17 protein-coding genes are annotated in these 21110 nt (G+C 46.2%); 9 read left to right on the top strand and 8 right to left on the bottom strand.

From position 1 onward, the window contains the following. Nucleotides 1-4: 4 nt before the first annotated feature. Together ABQ275_RS13055 and ABQ275_RS13050 are read right to left on the bottom strand one after the other, a co-directional pair. The gene (locus ABQ275_RS13055; protein WP_349318758.1) at nt 5-376 is read right to left on the bottom strand and encodes a VOC family protein; all 372 of its coding nucleotides are present in this window, start codon (nt 374-376) and stop codon (nt 5-7) included. A 115-nt stretch (nt 377-491) separates the two neighbouring features. Beyond that, nucleotides 492-1610, bottom strand: coding sequence for an acyl-CoA desaturase (locus ABQ275_RS13050; RefSeq protein WP_349318757.1), 1119 nt, complete (start codon nt 1608-1610; stop codon nt 492-494). Nucleotides 1611-1912: 302 nt separating this feature from the next. On the opposite strand from ABQ275_RS13050, the gene ABQ275_RS13045 reads away from it, so the two are divergent. Next, complete coding sequence (locus ABQ275_RS13045; RefSeq protein ID WP_349318756.1) at nt 1913-2140, top strand: CDGSH iron-sulfur domain-containing protein; 228 nt, start codon at nt 1913-1915, stop codon at nt 2138-2140. A 276-nt stretch (nt 2141-2416) separates the two neighbouring features. Continuing rightward, the gene (locus tag ABQ275_RS13040; RefSeq protein ID WP_349318755.1) at nt 2417-3115 is read left to right on the top strand and encodes a DUF1080 domain-containing protein; all 699 of its coding nucleotides are present in this window, start codon (nt 2417-2419) and stop codon (nt 3113-3115) included. Nucleotides 3116-3132: 17 nt separating this feature from the next. Here the strand turns inward: ABQ275_RS13040 and ABQ275_RS13035 are convergent, their stop codons facing one another. Then, nucleotides 3133-5496 (bottom strand): ABC transporter permease, encoded by a 2364-nt coding sequence (locus tag ABQ275_RS13035; RefSeq protein WP_349318754.1) that lies wholly within the window; start codon nt 5494-5496, stop codon nt 3133-3135. Between the two features lie 248 nt (nt 5497-5744). On the opposite strand from ABQ275_RS13035, the gene ABQ275_RS13030 reads away from it, so the two are divergent. Next, nucleotides 5745-6224, top strand: coding sequence for a hypothetical protein (locus tag ABQ275_RS13030; RefSeq protein ID WP_349318753.1), 480 nt, complete (start codon nt 5745-5747; stop codon nt 6222-6224). 112 nt (nt 6225-6336) lie between these two features. Beyond that, complete coding sequence (locus tag ABQ275_RS13025) at nt 6337-7503, top strand: DUF5009 domain-containing protein (RefSeq protein ID WP_349318752.1); 1167 nt, start codon at nt 6337-6339, stop codon at nt 7501-7503. 53 nt (nt 7504-7556) lie between these two features. On the opposite strand, the gene ABQ275_RS13020 is transcribed toward ABQ275_RS13025, so the two are convergent. Next, nucleotides 7557-7763, bottom strand: coding sequence for a hypothetical protein (locus tag ABQ275_RS13020; protein ID WP_349318751.1), 207 nt, complete (start codon nt 7761-7763; stop codon nt 7557-7559). A gap of 123 nt (nt 7764-7886) precedes the next feature. On the opposite strand from ABQ275_RS13020, the gene ABQ275_RS13015 reads away from it, so the two are divergent. From ABQ275_RS13015 to ABQ275_RS12995, 5 genes are all read left to right on the top strand, one after another. Then, complete coding sequence (locus tag ABQ275_RS13015; protein ID WP_349318750.1) at nt 7887-8468, top strand: RNA polymerase sigma-70 factor; 582 nt, start codon at nt 7887-7889, stop codon at nt 8466-8468. 90 nt (nt 8469-8558) lie between these two features. After that, nucleotides 8559-9719, top strand: a complete 1161-nt coding sequence (locus ABQ275_RS13010) for a FecR family protein (protein ID WP_349318749.1) — start codon at nt 8559-8561, stop codon at nt 9717-9719. Between the two features lie 187 nt (nt 9720-9906). Then, entirely contained in the window at nt 9907-13221 is a 3315-nt protein-coding gene (locus ABQ275_RS13005) for a TonB-dependent receptor (protein ID WP_349318748.1), read from the top strand. A 12-nt stretch (nt 13222-13233) separates the two neighbouring features. After that, nucleotides 13234-14742, top strand: coding sequence for a RagB/SusD family nutrient uptake outer membrane protein (locus ABQ275_RS13000; RefSeq protein ID WP_349318747.1), 1509 nt, complete (start codon nt 13234-13236; stop codon nt 14740-14742). Between the two features lie 68 nt (nt 14743-14810). Next, nucleotides 14811-16907 carry a beta-N-acetylhexosaminidase gene (locus ABQ275_RS12995; RefSeq protein WP_349318746.1) on the top strand — a complete coding sequence of 699 codons (2097 nt, stop codon included), beginning with the start codon at nt 14811-14813 and terminating at the stop codon, nt 16905-16907. 74 nt (nt 16908-16981) lie between these two features. Here ABQ275_RS12995 and ABQ275_RS12990 read toward each other — a convergent pair whose 3' ends face one another. The 4 genes from ABQ275_RS12990 to ABQ275_RS12975 form a co-directional block, all read right to left on the bottom strand. Continuing rightward, entirely contained in the window at nt 16982-18922 is a 1941-nt protein-coding gene (locus tag ABQ275_RS12990) for a lectin-like domain-containing protein (RefSeq protein WP_349318745.1), read from the bottom strand. Nucleotides 18923-19033: 111 nt separating this feature from the next. Further along, nucleotides 19034-19948 (bottom strand): patatin-like phospholipase family protein, encoded by a 915-nt coding sequence (locus ABQ275_RS12985; RefSeq protein ID WP_349318744.1) that lies wholly within the window; start codon nt 19946-19948, stop codon nt 19034-19036. Further along, entirely contained in the window at nt 19945-20775 is an 831-nt protein-coding gene (locus ABQ275_RS12980) for a hypothetical protein (protein WP_349318743.1), read from the bottom strand. The genes ABQ275_RS12985 and ABQ275_RS12980 overlap by 4 nt, the downstream gene beginning before the upstream one ends. Further along, nucleotides 20772-21110, bottom strand: a complete 339-nt coding sequence (locus ABQ275_RS12975) for a hypothetical protein (RefSeq protein WP_349318742.1) — start codon at nt 21108-21110, stop codon at nt 20772-20774. The genes ABQ275_RS12980 and ABQ275_RS12975 overlap by 4 nt, the downstream gene beginning before the upstream one ends.

The following is a 21110-nucleotide window of genomic DNA, read 5'->3' as shown; positions in this document are numbered from 1 at the left end:
GTATTTAAGCGTGAATGGTGCAGGTGATCTCTATCATGATCGTATCATAATGGAAATAGAACCCGAAGTTTTTCCTGATTTTCTGTGGGGCCTGTTCAAGTGCAATACCGCCTTGTTGCAGGCGTTGGTAAGTTTCCTGCACTTCCGTTTCACCGGGAAGATAGAACCCGATATGAAAGGCATCCGGGTAGGCGTTATTGCCATTTTCATTCAGTCGCTGGTTCATGAGTACGAGGATGAAACCATCCGCACCGGTTAGTACCGCCAGGGTGTCATTGGGTTTGCTGTCTGCTGAAGTGAAACCCAGATAGGTTTCAAAGAACAATCGGGTGGTGGCGACGTCTTTTACGGAGAGGTTTAGATGATTAAGGATCATTTGATGAATGTGTTATTATTTGATATTTCAAAGATAAACGAATATTCGTTCTTTTAAAATTTATTTTCAAAATTTACCTGAAAGAAGAGAGGTTTTTGTTAAACCTCTACCCAAATTATTTTCGTCCCAGCTGTTTCAGCATTTTTGCATGTGCGAAAAGTGCTTTCAGGAAAGTAGGGTGTACATGATAGGGCAAACCGTATGTCCGCGCGGCATTTTTAACAATCAAAGATATTTTGCGGTAATGTACATGGCAGATGCCGGGAAAGAGGTGGTGCTCTATCTGGTAGTTGAGACCGCCGATAAACCAGGAGATAAAACGATTGCGGGGAGCATAATCAGCCGTATTCAATACCTGGTGAATGGCCCAGCTGTTTTTCATATGGGGTTCTCCGCTTTCTTCAACTGGCTGTTCAAAAGCGGAAGTTTCCACTATATGAGAAGGTTGGAAAATACAGGACAATGCAAAGCCGGCCGTTACATGCATGAGCAGGTAGCCGGATAATATTGTATACCAGGGCATACCGGAAAAAATAAGCGGCAGCACCAATGCGTAGGCATGATAAAAGATGCAAAGCAAACTGGCCTGTAGCATGGCTTTTTTAAAAGAGATCCGTTGTTTTCTCAACAACCCGTAGCGCCGGTAATTATAGAGCTGTATGAAATCCTTTGCACTCATCCAGAACAAAGTAAGTAAGGTATACAGGAACCAGGCATAAATAAACTGGTAACGGTGAAACCAATACAGCGGTCTGTGGGGAGAGAAGCGCAACAAGGCATTACTGTCGATATCATCATCCAGTCCTTCTATATTGGTATAGGTATGGTGAAGTATATTATGTTGTATTTTCCAGGTAACGCTATAACCGCCTATCAGCTCTATCAGGTGGCCTACAACGGTGTTCACTTTTTTGTGTTTTGATAGCGCGCCATGGTTGGCATCATGCATAATGGCGGTGCCTATTCCTACCATACCCAGCCCCATCAGGAACCAGAGTCCCAGGAACAGCCAGACATGGGAATCCCCCACACCGGTAATGATGCAGACATAGGGACCCAGGTATAACAGCAGCATCACAGCGGCTTTTACCCACATATTAATATTACCGTAGGGAGAAAGATCATTACTCTTAAAATATTGATCCACGCCGGCCTTTACGGCGTCAAAGAAGCTGGCATTGCCCCTGGAGGGAAACCTTACAATCGGTCTTTCCTGTTTGTTTGAATGATTCATAATTGCATTGTTAATACTGTTCAGGGTAAACCGGACCGGAATAAAAATGCAATAAATTCAATGTTAAACTGGTAAGTGGAGACGATTCGCGGGAACGCAGGAATAAAAAAAGAATTCATGTATTTTTAAAGCATTAAAAAGATACGGATTTTTTTTGTTAAATAAATCATATTTGAAGAATTACACAGCATATTAACACCGGCATTTTTTGAACTAAATATGCGTCGTAGTTATGTGCATAATTTGTTATGCGTTAAAAATGAGATAGATTGTCTATTTTCGCCCGTCAATTAAGAATGTATATGGCTACTACTAAAATCACTGTAAACAACAACGGATCACTCAAAATCGAAGGGGATTTTGAAATCGTTGACAAGAATGGTAATGCATACGATCTGGCAGGACGTGATGTTGTTTCTGTTTGCCGTTGCGGGCGTTCCGCCAATAAACCTTTTTGTGACGGATCGCATAAAGGTCATTTTGAACATGAAGCTGTTGCCTTTGCCTTGCCTCCCAAAAAAGTAATTTAATTACGGAGATTTCCTGAAATTATTAGAGCCTGCACCTGGTGCGGGCTTTTTTGTGGGCGTAAGTGCAGCTGCGCCAGCTTTATAAAAAAATAATACAACATTCAAACGGGCGTTGTATCTTGTTTGTGGATGCTTAAACTGCACGTAAACGTTCGTGTAAATCAGTGTTGTTGCATATTGTTATGGAAGACGGTACACCCGTTTTATATTTAAAGGAAGACAAGCAACTTGCCTTTGAAAAGATCTTCAGAAAAAATAAATATTAAATTATACAGGATGAAAAGATTATTATTCCTCGTTACCATATGCGCGTTCAATACGGGTATTGTCTTTGCACAGCAGCCAACACTCACCAAAAAAGAAAAAAAGGAAGGCTGGCAGTTATTGTTTGACGGTAAAACTGCGGATGGTTGGAAAAGCGCCAACGGTAAGCCTTTCCCTGAAAAGGGCTGGGAGATAAAAGATGGTGTGCTGCAATCAAACCCGGCTTCCGGGCATGGTGGAGACATCGTTACCACGCAGGCGTTCAAAGATTTTGAATTGTCGCTGGAATTCCGCATCGCCAAAGGCGCCAATAGTGGCATCAAGTATTATGTACTGCCAAATTCCTCGCTGGGATTGGAATACCAGATTATTGACGATATAAACCATCCGGATGCCGCGCATGGTATGCAGGGCAACCGCAAGCAGGCCGCATTGTATGATCTTATCCCTGCAGCTGCAGCCAAGAAAAATAAGCCGGTGGGAGAATGGAACCAGGTGCGCATTATTTCTAAAGGTACGCATGTGGAGCATTGGCTGAATGGCAATAAAGTAGTGGAATTTGAGCGGGGCAGTGCCGCCTTCAAGGCATTGGTAGCCGTGAGCAAGTATAAAGATATCAAAGGTTTTTCTGAAGTAACGGAAACGCCTATACTGTTACAGGAACATGGTGATGCGGTGGCATTCAGGAACATTAAAATAAAATCATTATAAATAGCGCACATCTATATTTACTCATTACTCAAACTCTTCACCGGGTTAGCCATCGCTGCTTTTATAGCCTGGAAGCTGATGGTCACTAAAGTAAGCAGGATCATGGCGCCACCGGTTAGCAGGAATATATCGGCGCCCATCGGGATATGATAAGCATAATGTTGCAGCCAGCCGGTCATGATCCACCAGGCCAGCGGAGTAGCTATGAGTATGGCTATCAGCACGGATTGCAGGAACTCTTTTGACAGCATGATCACTACATGACTGACAGTAGCGCCCAATACTTTGCGGATGCCAATTTCTTTACGCCTTCTTTCAGCTGTGAAAGCTGCTAATCCAAATAAGCCCAGGCAGGATATCAGCACTGCCAGTCCGGCAAAATATTTTGATAACACGGCCACCTGTTTTTCTGACTGGTATTGCGCCTGGTAATCTTCATCCAGGAATTTGTAGTCAAAAGAAAAGCCGGGATTATATGTTTTATAAAATGCCCGCAGTCTATCAATCGCTTGCTGTTGCATGGCGCCTTTAATGCTCACCATAACAGTGCTGTTCAGCTGGTCTATCCTGAAGAACAACGGTTTTACTTCTTCGTGGAGAGATTGGAAATGAAAATCTTTTGCCACGCCTATAATCTGCCGGCTCACGCCTCCCAGGCGGATAATTTTCCCCACGGGATCTTTGATGCCCATGGTTTTAATAGCAGTTTCATTAAAAATGATCTTTGAACTGTCTGTACCAAAGTCGCCGGAGAAAGTGCGCCCTGCGGCCATTTGAATGCCCAGTGTTTCTATCATACCATAGTTGATCTGGAAGGGTCTGAAAAGGATGGTTTCATCTTGTCCGTCATGTTGCCAGGGAATCCCTACGGAAGGAGCGCCCAGTACGTTGCCCACCATGCTGGAGGCATTTACCACGCCCGGCAGCTTCCTGATCTCAGCAAGGAAGGTAGTCATGTTTTCAGGCACCTTTCCTTCTGATTCAAAGTAAATAACATGGTCTTTATCGTAGCCCAGGTTCCTGCTTTGCACATAGGCGATCTGCCGGTATACGACCAACACCGCCACAATAAACATGGCCGACATCGTGAATTGAAATACCACTAATCCTTTTCTTGTCCATAGTTCGCCGGCGCTGCGTGTTATTTTTCCTTTCAACACCGCAACCGGATTGAAACCGGAAAGATAGAAGGCGGGATAACTGCCGCCAATAAGTCCGGTGATGAAAGTAATAATGAAGAAAGCGGTTAACAGGTTAATGTTGAAAGGAGTGGTCAGGTGTTTTCCAGTGATGTTATTAAATGTAGGAAGAAATAATACCACCAACACCAGTGCAATGATCAGCGCCAGGAATGTCATCAGCATGGCTTCTCCCAGGTATTGAAAAATGAGGGCTTTCCTGCTGGCGCCTATTGATTTTCGTATACCCATTTCCTTCATCCTGCCGGCAGCTTTTGCGGTGTACAGGTTCATAAAGTTGATGCAGGCAATAATTAGGATGAAGATAGCGATCAGGGAAAACAGTTGCACATACCATATCCTGCCACCTGCCTGTACACCGTTTTCATATTTACCATAGAGATAATTATCAGCATAGGGTTTCAGGAACAGGTCACGGGATGGGCCTTTGAAATAGCTGCTCATAAAGGTGCTGAGCTTCGTATTAAAATGCGCTACGTTTGCATCCTTCTTTAAAACCAGGTAAGTGTAAAAGGGGCCCTGGGGAGCCATGTTTCCACCCATGCTCATCATTTCTTTAAAGGCATCAAACGATAATACAAAATCAAATTGAACGGAGGAATTGGCGGGCGTCTCTTTAAAAACACCTGCTACCACACCATACTTTTCAAAGTGATCTATTTGCCAGCGGATAGGTTTGCCGATGATGTTATCTGTTGTATGAAATAATGATTTTGCCAGTTTTTCAGAGATAACGATAGAATTTTTATCTGCCAATACCTGGTTACTGTTGCCTTGTATAAGCTGGTAAGAAAATACGTTGAAATAATCTTTGCCTGCAAAGATCCCTGCTGATTTAATGTTGTCATCTCCAACGGAAACGGCTACACTGGTAAACCAGGATGGCGGTGTACTAACAACGGCATATTCAATTTCAGGCATCATGCCTGTCAGGGTTTCTCCTAAAAGAGCCGGCGTTTCCGGGGATGTTTGAATGCCGGCGGCATTGGGCCGGTTTTCCATTACCTGGAATAACCGGCTGTCATTTTTGTGAAACTTATCAAACCGCAGTTCATCATGCACCCACAAATAGATCAATAGAGCACAGGCCAGTCCGGTAGAGAGTCCTACCAGGTTAAGAAAGGTAAATTGACGGTCTTTCAGCAGGTTATGCCATGCAATCTTGCAATAGTTTTTTAGCATATTGGTTTGCTATAGGTTTTGTAAATGCGGTGCTTTTAAATCACGTTAAAAGCAACGTCTGCTGATTGCTAATAAAATACCAGTTTATGGAGATGTTATTTATAAATAATATATAGATAGATGTATTTTTATATGTGTTCGGTTTTGATACAGGGGGTGTGCGATTAGGTACAGCCACCGAACCCTTCTCATAATTCCATGATAGATCGTAACTTCGCTGCGCCTGCAAACAAGAGGATGTTATCTACATGAAAACTGCTACTATCACTGAACTTAAGAAAGAATTGAGTGCTATTCCTCCCGCACAGCTGGCTGCGTTGTGCTTACGTTTAGCAAAATATAAAAAGGATAATAAGGAGCTGCTGGCTTATTTGCTCTTCGAGGCACATGATGAGCAAAACTATATTGAAAGTGTGAAGGCGGAGATAGATGAAGGTTTTTTGGAGATGTCCGGTGATACATTATACATCACCAAAAAGAAGCTGCGTAAAATACTCCGGTATACCACCAAGCATATTAAATATACCGGCTCCAGGCAGGCAGAAACGGAATTACTGCTGTACTTCTGCACAAAAATACAAAAAGCCGGGCTGCTTAAACAAAATAGTACCACCCTGAATAACCTATATGAACAACAACTGAAAAAAATCGGTAAAGCAATTGCCGCGCAACATGAAGACCTGCAATATGATTATCAGAAACAACTGGATACCCTGCTGAGGGGGTAACAGGTCTTCACCATTATTTTTAAAAAAAATACAGTTAGTTTTATTAGTTTAGTCGCCGCACAAAGCGTGCTATAACAACCAGTCATCTGATCGCATTTACAACCCAATATTAATGAGCACATTAGCAGCATCTCCGGTGCAGTCGGAACAAGTATCCCCGACCAACAACAGTGAATCCGTAAAGCCGGAACGACTTTATTCATTAGACGCCCTTCGTGGATTTGATATGTTCTGGATCATGGGGGCAGAGGGAATTGTCCGCCATCTTGCAGAAGCAACGGGGTCTTCTTTCTTAGGCGCCATTGCGGTACAGCTGGAACATCCAGCCTGGCACGGCTTTCATTTTTATGACCTCATTTTCCCGCTTTTCCTGTTCATGGCAGGCGTTTCTACACCCTATTCCGTAGGGCGTGAACTGGAGAAAGGTAAAAGCAGGCAGCAGCTTTTGTTGCGTGTAATAAAAAGAGGACTGATCCTGGTATTGATAGGGATTGTCTATAACAATGGCCTGGAATTGCAACCCATCTCCGAAATCCGTTTCGGTAGCGTATTGGGCAGAATCGGGCTGGCCTATATGTTTGCCAATATCATCTATTTATTTTTCAAGACACAACGGGCGCAAATAATATGGTTTGCCGGCATCATCATTGGATACTGGCTGTTGCTGAAGTTCAATGCGGCTCCCGGCTTCCAGCCTGGTGATATGACCATGGAAGGGAACTTTGCTTCTTACCTGGATCGTTCTATTCTCCCCGGAAAATTATACCTGGGTATTCATGACCCCGAAGGACTGATATCTACCATACCGGCTATCAGCACCGCACTGTTAGGTATTCTGGCAGGCAACCTGTTAAAGAATGGTAAGATGCTCCCTAAAAAGAAAGCAGGACTGATGGCAATTGTCGGGGTGATTTTCCTGATACTGGCGCAGATCTGGAACCTCGACTTCCCTATCAACAAAAATCTTTGGACCAGCTCTTTTGTATTGCAGGTAGGTGGTTGGAGCTTATTGCTGCTGTCGCTTTTCTATTATATAATTGATATAGCAGGTTATAAACGTTGGGCGTTTTTCTTCCGGGTGATTGGTATGAACTCCATCCTGATCTATATTTCCGGTCACTTCATTAACTGGACCTATACCAACAACGCATTCTTTCAATGGTTAGGGCAGTTAATAGGAGATCCTTTCAACGCAGTAGCCCTGAGCATTACCTTTGTATTTATCAAATGGCTGTTTTTGTATTTTATGTATAAGAAGAAAGTCTTTTTGAAAGTTTAACCCGAAGGGTGCTTTCATAAGCGGCAGCCACGCTGGGAAATCAGCGTGGCTGCTTATTTATAAACAATCTCTTTCAGTTCTTCCATCGTAGCCACATTCATTAAAGACACATGTTCCATCGGCAGGGGAGAACATAACCAGCCATTGCCGTTGTGTACAATTCCAAAACTTGAAGTCCCGGTTTCAATCCGGTAAGATTTTTTTGCTTCCTGGTAAGAAAAACCGAATTCAATCAATTTCTCATGGCTAATGGTGGTCATTGAATTATTATTTTAACGAATATAATTATTTTTTACTAAATAGAGGAAGGAACCGGGTGCTCCTGATTCCCCCATCAATAAAAAAATACTTACTTTTAACGCCAAACCTGACCTCATAAGACATTGCCGATACAAACTGTTCATAACGAAGCCGTACTGGTGGCGCAATTGATAAAAGGAGATGAAAAAGCCTTTGCAGGACTTTTTGATGCCTATCATCATCAGCTAACTGCCTACGTACACAGTATTATACAGTCGAAGGAAATGGCCATAGAGATTGTCCAGGATGTATACGTGAAAGTATGGGTGAACCGCCATGAACTGAAAGAAGTACATCATTTTACCCCGTGGTTGTTTATACTTACCCGCAACTATACCCTGAATTGCCTGAAAAAAATGGCGCGCGACCGGAAGAAAGCGCAGCAATACGAGCAATTCGTATTTACTTCTTCAGACCCTGTAACGGCAGCAGAACTCCGCCCGGATTACCTCTCCTTAATTGACCGGGCCGTTGCACAACTACCCCCACAACAACAACAGGTATACCTGTTAAGCCGCGTAGATGGGCTTAAATACGCAGAGATTGCAGAAAAAATGGGCATCTCCCCAACAACTGTAAAAAAATATATGCAAATTGCCTTAAAGGCTATTGCAGGATTTGTGAAGTCACACGCGGTTGTATTATTAATGCTGCTGAACCGCTAAAAAACTTTCTTTAAAATATTTTCCTCCTCAATACCTCCTTTTTAACAAGTCGGTTGTCTTTACAGGTAAACGGGTTAATTTTTGATGCGCATGGACAATACAAGGCTTGCCTGGCTATTTAACCGCTACCGTACCCAGATGGACACAGTAGCAGAGCGGGAGGAATTTCTTTCATTAGTAGAACAAACGGAAAATGAAGCGCAGTTACAACAACTGCTCACCAATGCCTGGCATGAGTTTCAGCCGGAAGCATCTTTGCTCGATGAAACCGACAGCAATAATATGTGGCAACATATCCGCACCACCGCTATGTTGCCGCTGCCCCGCAGAAGGGTGCTATGGCCGTACTTCGCTGCTGCCGCTTCCCTGTTGTTCCTGATCGCCATCGGCAGTTATTTTGTTATACATCAAGAAGCCGCTTCACCGGCGCAATATAGTCATCATAAAAATCCTGATATCCTTCCGGGTAGCAACAAAGCGGTACTCACGCTGGCCAACGGCGATATCGTACAACTGGATAGCACCGGTAACCAGGTGATTGCTCAGGGCGGCATCAATATTCAACAACACAACGGCCAATTACAGTATACCGGTAACACCACCACTGCCACAATCGCTTATAATACGCTTACAACGCCCCGCGGTGGCAAGTTTCAGCTTGTACTGCCGGATGGTTCTAAGGTATGGCTCAACTCTGCCAGCAGCCTTAAATACCCCGCTGCTTTTAATGGAAAGGAAAGGGTCGTGGAATTACAGGGTCAGGGCTATTTTGAAATAGCCGCCGATGCACAACATCCGTTTAAGGTAAAAGTAAACGATATGGAAGTACAGGTGCTGGGCACACACTTCGATATTATGGCTTATGAAGATGAAAATACCATCAACACAACCTTACTGGAAGGCGGCGTGAAAGTAGTGAAAGGAATAACAGGTAAAGTACTGAAACCCGGTGAACAGGCCATTGCAGCCACGCATACTGCTGATATCGCTGTTCAGACTACCGATGTAAACAGGGTGATTGCCTGGAAAAATGACCGCTTTATATTTAATGACCTCGATCTCGAAACAATTCTCCGCGAAATATCACGCTGGTACGATGTGGAGATAGTATATAAGAAAATACCCGGCAAAGAAAAGTATAGCGGTGGTTTGAGCCGCAACCTGCCACTATCCGTAGTATTGCAACTGTTAGAAGAAAATAATAATAATCATTTTGATTTAGAGGGCCGCCGCATTATCGTAATGCCCTGACACAGTGATCGAACAATGAAAGTTTTTTAGCAACACGTTATTATAATAATCAGCCAAATTTCACACGTTTATGTATCTTGATTTTATTGGAAGAATTCCCTTGCCGCGCTGGCGGCATCGCATTGCCATGCGCGGTTTCACTGAAAACGCTGAAAGGCATTCCGTTTTAAACAAAATGAGCCTTGTTATGAAACTAACCACCTTTTTATTCCTCGTTACTTTCTTACAGGCGAGTGCAGTAGGGTATGCTCAGAAAATCACCCTGTCATTAAAAAATGCACCGCTGAAAAAAGTGTTTGCTGCCATAGTGATGCAAACGGATGTCAATATCGTATACGATGAAACCATCCTCCAGGAAACTTCAGCCGTTACCATTGATGTAAAGGATGTGCCGTTGCAACAGGTGCTGGACAAGTGTATGAAGGGCCAACCGGTATATTATGTGATTGAAAAAAACACCATCCGGATCCGGACAAGAGCGAAGAGCAGTCCAGCTTCTACGGACGAAATAACAGTGGATACGGCTATTCATAAAATAGGCGTAACCGGTAAAGTAATCACCACTACGGGAGAAGCTGTACCCGGAGTAACTGTGATGGTGAAAGGAACAACGAATGGTGGCACCACCAATACTGATGGCACTTATATATTACCCGGTGTACCTGCCGGTGGTGTACTGGTGTTTTCATTTGTAGGCATGAAAACAAAAGAAGTAGCTGTTGCCAATCAGGCGCGCATTAATGTAACCCTGGAAAATGAAGCGATAGGACTGGAAGGAGTAGTAGCCATCGGTTATGGTGTACAACGCAAGGCCGATCTCACCGGCGCGGTTGCCAATATCAGCGCGGATAAACTGACAACACAAAGCAACGCCAATATCGGGCAGGCATTGCAGGGAAAAATAGCCGGTGTGGACATCGTATCACAAGGCGGCGCACCCGGCGCTGGCAGCCGTATCATGATCCGTGGTATCGGTACGCTTAATAATGCGAGTCCATTGTACATTGTAGATGGCATGTACATGGGTAGCATTGATCAGATCAACCCTAATGACATTCAAAGCATCGATGTACTGAAAGATGCCTCTTCCGCAGCCATCTACGGCTCGCGCGCGGCCAACGGTGTTATTATTGTCACCACAAAATCAGGTTCAAATACAGACGGGCAACCTATTATTGAAGCAGGCGCCAACTACGGCATACAAACACCTGCAAAATACCTGGACATGCTGAATGCTACCCAGTGGGCCGATCTCACCACCATTTCCAGAGCAGCTATCAATAAACCGGTACTGGAAATGGCGCAGAACATAGACCAAAAAGAAAATAACGACTGGCAGCGGATGATGATGGGATCTGCCGCCATGCAGAACTATAACCTCACCATCCGAGGTGGTAGCAAATACTTTACTTACTATACCGGCCTGGGATATTTAGGACAGGATGGTGTTGTAAAAGGCACCAACTACAAACGTTACAATGCACAGATCAAGCTGGAATATAAACGTGGCTGGTTTACTTTAGGTAACAATGTGGTATTGAGTACACAGCAAAATAATCCGTTGTTTAGTTTTGCACGCGGCGGTTACCTGGGGATCATTCTACAGTCTATTCCTTCGCTGGCCCGCTACGATGCTACGAATGAAGGTGGCGGCTATGGTAAGGTATACGGCGATGCAGTGGATCTTCCTAACCCGCTTGGCATATTGGATGAAGGACTCACAAAAAGAACCTGGAATAATTACAGTGCCTTCATCAACCTGTATGCAGAAATGAAACTGCCCTTCGGGTTGAAATACCGTTTCAATGCTACACCCGATTTCGGTATGAGCCGTGCAACGGATTATCAGAATGCATATGATTTCGGCCTTACTTCCAAAAATATTTCCAGTCTCAGTGATGACCGTACCACCAATACCAACCTGTTACTGGAAAACCTGCTCTCCTACGATAAAACCCTTGGCAAGCATAAAGTAAGCGCCTTGCTGGGATACTCTTATCAGAACTATCGTACCCGCTATATTATGGCTTCCGGTAAAGGTATGCCGGATGGTATCCAGGAAGTAGGCGCAGCTACACAGGACCGGCTAAACAATGCCTGGTCAGAAGAAAGCGCCTTGACATCTGTTATCTCCCGTTTATTTTATTCTTACGATTACCGTTACCTGATTACCTTAACTTATCGTCGTGATGGTTCTTCCAAGTTTGCACGGAACAATCGTTATGGCAACTTCCCATCGGTTTCTGTGGGTTGGAATGTGGCAGAAGAACAATTTATGAAAGGCGTTTCCTGGCTGGATCAGTTCAAGATCAGGGGCGGCTACGGCGTATTGGGTAACCAGGAGATTGCCAACTATATGTACAGCAGCGTGGTGACCACCAATATCAATTATCCGAATGGAGCCGGTGGTATCATTAACGGTGCTTTCCCGAAAGATTTTGCAAACCCGTTCATCAAATGGGAAGAAACTGCCATGACGAATGTGGGCGTTGACTTATCATTCCTTAAAAATAAAATTTCTTTTACAGCAGACTGGTACAACAAGAATACAAAAGATATTTTGCTGACAGTGCCCATTCCGGTATCAACAGGCGGCGCCAATGATCCTGTACGTAATGCGGGTAAGATTAAAAATACAGGCGTAGAAGTTACACTGGGATGGAATGAGGTAGCAGCATCAAAAGATATCAGCTACGGTGTTACCCTTACCGGTAATGCGATGAAGAATGAAGTAATAGCAATGGGAGATGCCAACCAGGTAATCAATGGTGGCGCCAACCGTACTAACGTAGCCACTACCAAAACACTGGCGGCCTATCCGATTGGTGGATTCTGGTTGATCCATACCCAGGGCTTGTTCCAGAGCCAGGGAGAAGTAGATGCTTACCGCAATAAAGACGGTAACCTGGTACAGCCCAATGCAAAACCCGGCGATATTAAATTTAAAGATGCCAATAACGATGGAAAAATTACGGATGACGACCGTGAATACTGCGGTAGTCCTTTCCCTACTTTAACCATGGGACTGAATGCCAACTTCGCCTACAAAGGACTGGATATCTTGCTGGGACTGCAAGGCGTATTCGGTAACAAGATCTATAATGCCACCCGCCTTGAACTGGAAGGGGTCAACAAGGGCAGTAACTTCCTCGCCTCTACGCTGGACTACTGGCGGGAAGATAATAAAGGCGCCTCACATCCGCGCCTGGTATGGGATGATCCGAATCAGAACAGCCGTCCGCAATCAGATCGTTACCTGGAAGATGGTTCCTTTTTCCGCGTAAGAAATATCCAGGTGGGGTATACGATTCCATCACATCTCTTTAAAGATAAAATACAAAAGGTCAGGGTTTATGCCAATGTGGAGAACCTGTTCACCATCACTAAATATAGCGGATACACGCCTGATATTAATAGTGGCGACGCTACTTCCCGCGGTTTCGACAACTTCGTATTCCCGGTAAACAGGGTATTTATGATCGGGCTAAATCTTGGATTCTAAAAGCACACAACTATGAACAAGTATAAATGGACACTGATATATTTTGCCGTAATTGTTTTCAGCAGCTGTTCGGACAAACTGGATCTTACCAATCCCAATAAGCTCACCAGTGAAACCTTCTGGCGCAACGAGAGTGATTTTAAACAGGCCATTACTGCCTGTTATACGCCACTGAAAAACTGGAACGGCGGCTACTATGGAACACGTGGCCTGATGACACGCATCAGCCGTGCAGACGACATTGAATTCAGAAATGATATCAATGAGATCTATAGCATGCACCGTTTTACCAACGATCCCAATAACGCGGTGGCACAGAATATTTTCTACCAGTTTTATAATGCCATCTACCGGGCCAATAGTATTTTGAAAGAGATAGAAGGCAAGCCATTCCCCGCCGAATTTATCTCCGGCGTACGTGCGGAAGCGTTATTCATCCGTGGGATGTATTACTTTATGCTGGCACGGGAGTTTGGAGATGTGCCGTTGCGCCTGATCCCCTCGCAGGACCCTGCCAGTTTCCCGATGGCAAAGTCGCCACAGGCGGATATCTATGCGCAGGCAGCCACCGATTTAAAAGAAGCAGCCGGTTTGCTGCCACTTAAAAATGATATCGGCAAACCTACGAGCGGTACCGCCTATGCTTACCTCGGCAAGTTGTATGTATACACGAAAAAGTGGCCGGAAGCGAAAGGCACCCTGGAGCCGCTTACCAAAGCACCATATACCTATCAACTGGTAGCTGACTATGCCTGGAATTTTGACGAGGCGCATGAACATAACAGCGAGAGCATTTTTGAAATCCTTTACGAAAGAGTAGGGGGTACTGATCAGTGGGACAACGGCGAAGGCGCTAACTCCGCACAAACTACTACGATAGCAGTGGAATATGCCGCCGGTAGTGTGAAAGGCTGGTTTGAAGCATGGCCTACAAAAAAGATGATGGACATCTTCCTGCAGGAGAAAGCCGCAGGTGGTGGTATGGATTATCGTGTAACCACCTCCGTAGCCTGGAATTATCCGGGGTGCATGTATTACATGAAACCGATCCAGCAGGCCCTGAATGCAGATGAACTCAATAACTACTGGATCATTAAATATTCAAATTCAAAAACACGCACGGAAGAAGCCGCAGATATAGCTTCTACTATTGATGAACGTGCCATGCGTTTTGCGGATGTTATTTTATTGCTGGCAGAATGTGAGCTGGAAACCGCTAATCCCGGCGGTGCTATCGGATACATTGATCAGATCAGGACCCGCGGTGGCAACCTGTTACCTTACGCCGGTGCAAAAGATGCCGTAGCGGTAAAGCAGGAACTGATCCATCAGCGGGCCATAGAATTTTTTAAAGAAGGCGAACGTTTTTATGATCTGAGAAGATGGGGATTGCTGGAGCAGGAACTGAAAGCGCAGGACCCGATCCGCTTTGCCAACTTCAGCAAACGGAATTATTATCTGCCTATTCCTGCCAAAGAAATACAGACGAACACCTTGTGTACGAAAAGCGAAGGTTGGTAAGGATATGAAAGGAACTGATTAACTTACAGACCAACATTTATTCGCATTTACCGGAAATATTTTTTTAGATGAGATCATTTTTTTTATCACTACTGGGCATCTTGCTGTTTCTGCAAAACAACGCACAGCAAAACGCCGAGCAATGGCGGGGGCCTCATACACTGGCGCAGTTACACGCTGCTCCTGTTGCACTGATCCCTTTTCCGCAACAGGTGGAATGGCACAAAGAACCGTGGACAAGCAAAGGGAGTGTGGTTATTGCGTATGCGGCTACAGATACCGTTAAAAATGCAGTACGCGTATTGGAAGCAACCTTGTCGGCTGCCGGTATTAAAACCGTGCAGCGTGTACTGAAAGCCGGCGATCCAACACCTGTCGGTGCTATCAGGCTGCAAACAGATAAACACCTTGCTACAAAAGCTGAAGGGTATGCTTTACGGGCATCCGCTGCCGGTGTGGTGATCACGGGGAAAGATGCCGCTGGTCTTTTTTATGGTGTAGGAACGTTGAAACAGTTACTCCTGCAACAAAATAATATATGGACCATTCCGGGCTGTACCATCCTCGACTGGCCTGCTTTTGGTCTCCGTGGCCTCATGCATGACACCGGGCGTAATTTCCAGGAAATAAGCGCGCTGAAACATCAAATCGATATTCTTTCCACCTATAAGTACAACACTTTTCACTGGCACCTGACAGATAACCCGGCCTGGCGCCCGCAGAGCCGTATTTTCCCGCAGCTCAATGAAGCAGCCAACAGGCGGCCCACCAGGGACCCGGAGCTGTCATACAGCTTTGATGACATCCGGGAGCTGATTGCGTATGCGCGTGAACGTTATATCACTGTTATTCCTGAACTGGATATGCCTGGTCACAGTGCTTATTTTGAACCCACTTTCGGCTTTAAAATGGGTAGTGAGCAAGGGATGGCGGTACTGGAAAAACTGCTGGATGAATTCTGTGATGAAATCCCGGCGGCAGACTGCCCGGTCATTCACCTCGGCTCTGATGAAGTACATATTCCCGATCCGGAAGCATTCATGCGGCGCATGTCGGCGCGTGTAATAGCGCATGGCCGTAAAGTGATGATATGGAATCCGGGGCTGAAAGCGCCCCCCGGAAGTATTGAACAGTTATGGTGGGATGTTGGTCTAGGTGAGTACAGGGCTTCCGATGGTAACCCGATGGTAGACTCCTATGCCGGCTACCTCAATTCCCGCAATGCACTGAACCTGGTGCAACGCTACTTTTTTCAGCAACCTTGCGGACGCAAAGAAGGTGATTCGATGGCATTGGGCGGTATCCTTTGTTGCTGGCCGGATGTCAGGGTAGATGACAAGGAAAAAATCTTATTGCATAACCCGGTGTGGCCCGGCGCTATCACTTACAGTGAAGCGGTATGGTGTGGCCGGCCAACGTTTGTAAAAACTTACCTGGATGTACTTCCCGACAGGAAAACAATCGCCTGGCAGCACTTCAACGAGTTTGAGCAGCGGCTGGCGAATCACCGCGACCGTTTTTTCAAAAAGGAACCCTTTCCTTTTGTCGCCTTTAGTGACCTGACGTGGCAACTGTATGGCCCTTATATACGCACAAATGATCAGCCGGACAGTGCTACATTTGCACCTGAAAAAGCAGGTAGCAACCCCGGCAAAGCGATCACAGTACCGGGTGGGATTGTGATGGTGAAATCATTGATCGAACAATATGCATTGGCAGATAGCGCCCTGGAAACCATCTATGTCACCACGGAGGTATTCAGTAATACAGCCAGGGAAATTCATGCGTGGATAGGGTTTGAAACGGCTGCCAGATCGGATCGTATGAGTGCGGGTATTCCCGCTGCCGGTCAATGGGATGCCAATGGCGGTACCATCCTGGTCAATAATAAAGCAGTGCCCGCACCGCAATGGCTGCAACCCGGCGCTAACCGCTCTTTGATGCATAGCTGGGGAAAACCTGCCGAAGAAGTACCATACACGGATGAAGAATTTTATTGGTCTCGCCCACCAGCTGCACTTCAGCTCAAAAAGGGCTGGAACAAAATCATGATGCGGGTACCACGCAGCTACAAAAGACAAAACTGGATGTGCGTGTTTGTGCCGGTGAAACTGAATGGTGATGGCCGATGGGTAGAAGACCGGTCCCTTGGTTACAGGAAATAATGAAGCATAATAATTGTAAAAAGGGATGACGGCTTATGCTGTCATCCCTCTTTTTTTATGCGGATAATATCTTCTTATCGTATAAGCGTTACCGTGCCTTGCCTGCTAAAACGTCTTCCGGTATAATCCACCCCCTGTACCATCCATACGTACGTAGCTGCGGCAGCTGGTTGTCCGCGCACGGTGCCATCCCAGGCTGCGGAGAGACTGTTACTTTGAAAGATTTCCTGTCCCCACCGGTCCCATATCCGGAAGAAATCAAGTTTCGGTACACCCGGTGCAATAACACGGAATACATCGTTGCGGCCATCGTTATTGGGTGTGAATGCATTCGGCACATAAAAGGCCGGCCCCTCATACACTTTAACATGCACCAGGTCTGCATCGCTGCATCCTTCCGGCGAGGTAACCCTGAGTTCGTAGGTCTGGTCTTGCTGGAGAACGGCCACCGGCGCCGCTATGAACCGGTTGCTAAGGCCCCTGGCCGGTGACCAGGTATATTGCAGATCGTTTGCTTCAAGTGCCTGGAGTTGCAAGGGTTGATTGGCCGATATGATGGTGTCGCGACCGGCATCAGCTTTTACACGCACTATTTTTGTCGGTAGAGAAACGGTATTGCTGGTGCAGTCGTCATCGCTCACGGCATACAGTTGTACGGTATATTCACCGCCCAACGGGTACCGGTAGGAGACATCGGGGTTGTTATCAAGGTCGCCGTTGCCCAGATCCCAGTGCCATTCTTTGATATTGATATTTGGTGTGAGGTTGTTGCTTTGAAATACGGAGAACTCGCCGAAGCAAACATTATTGCCTGTTGCCATCACAGCGGGTGAGGACGCCACTTGCAATTCTTTTTCGGTGGTGGTGCTGCAACCTTCTGCGCTGGTTACTTTTAACTGTACCGGGTATTTACCAGCGGTGGTATAAGGGAAAGAAGGATTTTGTGTGGCAGCAGTCTGTCCATTTCCAAAATCCCAGGCCCAATCCTGTAGGGTACCTACCTTGACGGTGCTGGCATCTTCAATGGTGAGGGGTGTTCCCAGGCAAAGCGTGGCAGTGCTGAAATCTGCCACCGGGTAGGAGCCAATGATGACCGGCGTATTCAGCGTATCCGAAATACAGCCGCTGTTATCTTCTATCACCAGTTTCACATTATAATAGCCTGCGGTAGGATATAGGTGTGGCGACGGTTGCGATATCGTTGAAATGGTACCATCTCCCAGATCCCACCACCAGCGGGTGATAGTGCCGAATGAACTGGAGTTGTCGGTATAGGGTACGGCGGTGCCGTCACAGAAAATTTGCTGTTGTGCTACAAAATCAAAATCCGGTCGCAGGGCGGCGCAGAACTGTTGTTTGTTGGAACTGCCACCGGTTGATCCGGCAAAACCCCAGTACACTTCCGGGTCGCCGCTGAAGATATCACTCACGAGGTCTTTCTGTATAAGCAGCCTTAATTGCCCGTCCACACTAACTTCCAGCTGTTGTGATACGGCATCCCACCTGATCCTGAGCAGGTGCCACTGACAGTCTTCAATATTATCCACCCCATCCAGCAATTGCACAGGACCTGCCAGGTTACCGCTGCTGTTATGATCCGATAAGCCATTCATCTGAATAGTGAGGTGATCATAATCAGGATCATTTTCATCAAAGTTCTGCCAGGTGTCAATGAGTATACCAACGGAAGGTGAGATGCCTTTAAAGCCTAGTCCCTGGCCGGTAGCGCCCAGGTTAGTGCCTTTTGTCTGTAATATGAATCCAACACCATCTGCACCATCTGCATCTTTGCAGCCGAGGTTGATATCAAATACATAATTGAAGGATTGCCGGAGATCTATCTTGTTTTTATTCCATACAGTTCCACTCACTCCCGGCACGTCTTCTGTGAGAACGTAGCAATTGCAGGTGCGCTGTGTGGCGCTGCCATTAAGTATGTAGGGCTGTTGCAGCTGTGCATGAACCACTCCATACAGGCATAGCAGGCAAGCAGCCAGGCATCGTATTTTTTTCATGAAAGGAGATGGCGAAAGATAGCAATACAGCCGGGGGCACTTTCCGGCAATGAGGGAACAAGATATAACTTCTACCGGTATTATTTATCAATGTTTTTATTGGCATATGTCCTACAGGTTGCCATCAGGGAACTTTTTCAGGATCTCTTTTGCCTTTAGTTGTCCCTGTTTCATCCAGGCTTGCATGAGCAGGTTATCGAACCGCAGACCGGTGGGGAATACCGGGTCCAGCTCTTTATCGGGGCAGATATAGAACACTTTTATTTTTACAGGTGCAATCTTTTTATAATTTCTGAGTACTTCGAGATCGTTTTCCCGCACTTCCTGTATGAATATGGTGATAGCGCGCATCAGCACGTCCAGCAGGCCGGTGAAGGTCTGAGTCAGCTGTAGCTGCTTGTCAGGATTGTTACTGAGGATGTATACCTGGTGGTCCGCAGCGCCGGACAGATTGCTGATCACCACACGGGTAGGAATCACTTCCTTGTTGCCACCATCTACAAACTGGTTGCCGTTGATCATTACAGGCGGCATGAAAACGGCCTGGTTGGTGCTGCCCAACAAGGCGTTTATCATCGTTTCCCGGCTGTCGATAATATTGGTATCATAGTGCTGATCTGGTTGCACCGTTTTGTTGGAAAAGATGTTCAGCCGGGCAGTCTGCAAACTGATCGTGTTGAGACATAGCAGCGTGGAGGACTGCATAATGTTGTTGTACGTAGCGGCGTCTATCTGTTGCCTGATCTGATTTTCCAGGGGAGCCGTATCATACAGGTAAGGCTTTTTATTCAACAGGTTATCAATGGCGTTTTGTGGATTGAGCACATCTGCATTTGAGTTATTGAGATAGATGTCTACCAGGTCAGGTATTTTATTTCCTGCTACCATGGCGGCTATCAGCGCACCGGTGCTGGTGCCGCTGATGATGTCAAAAGCAGTGATGCCGCCTGTTGTCATCAAATGTCTGAGGGCGCCTACGCTGAAGGCTCCCTTTGCACCGCCACCGCTGGTTATTAGTACATTCATTTTTTATTTTTGAAAGCGGAGTGAAATAATACAACGCCTATACTAAATCCGGGACGTGCCGATTGCAGGTCGTTGTTTACGGCTGCATTCACGCCAAAGGCGCCCAGCTGTATTTCTGCGCCAAGTGCCACCTGGTTGAAATGAACAAAGCTGGTATTGTATTCGGCGTATATATTGAGGTTGCCCAGGCCGACAAACATCTTTTTTAAGGCGAGATCTTTTGCCCGCATCGCAACGCGGGTGCTGAGTGTTGTATAAACCGTATTGCCGCGCAGAAAGAAAGCAGGGCCGGCCAACAGCCTGAAACGCCCGCCACAGGCCTGTGGTGGCGCAAAGGTGTAAGTGATATAACCACGTACACTACCCAGGTAAGCTACCTTGTTACTGAGAATATTTGCGGCGCCCTGTGCTAATTCAACCCGTTTCTCCCAACCCCGGCAAAATGCGACCGATGGAAAATTCGCGTCGCGCTGAATAGTCTGATCCATATATATCAGCCAGCTGTTTACATTGTTGGCCGTTTCATCGGACAGGGCATCCTGGAAACAAAGCGTGTTTTTCGGGTCCCTGGTAAATGTTACAACTTCTTTGCAAAGGGTAACAAACTTGTTATAAGAAGCAGGGTCCGTGTTTTTCATTTGCTGGAGCAGCCGTTTATTGGTGCTGTCCTGTTGGTCGCAGCTCCCCAGTATGTTGGTAAGATAGGAGAGGTTTACTGCATAAGCGGCGGCCTGAACTTTACAGGCCGCATCATCGCAGCATTTCACTTGTGCCCGGCATAGCAGGGCACAAGTTAGCAACAGCGATAGCAGTAGCATCTTTTTCATACCGGAAGATGTTTGTTACAGGAATCCTGTGAGCCGAAGGGGCCGAGGTATTGCGTTCTGCTGCCATCGGGATGTACCTGCATCACATACCATAAGTTATCATCTTCCATAAATTCACATACCAGTCCGTGTGTGAATACAGGTACTACGGGGGCTTCGGGTGGTGGCGCAAATGCTGGCTGCGGTGGCACCTCTGGTATACCTTTCGAAGCTGCTATCATGTTGGCTGCCGGATGCGGTACCAGTATGGCTTCGGGCGGTGCTGCCGCTACGGGTGGATGTAACGGTGCGATGGCTTTCAGCAGTTTCTTCTTCTTTCTTCTGGGGGCTGGCAT

The organism is Chitinophaga sp. MM2321, from assembly GCF_964033635.1.
GTDB lineage: Bacteria > Bacteroidota > Bacteroidia > Chitinophagales > Chitinophagaceae > Chitinophaga.
The sequence above is the reverse complement of the archived record's forward strand: the minus strand, read 5'-3'. Positions and strand labels throughout refer to the sequence as shown.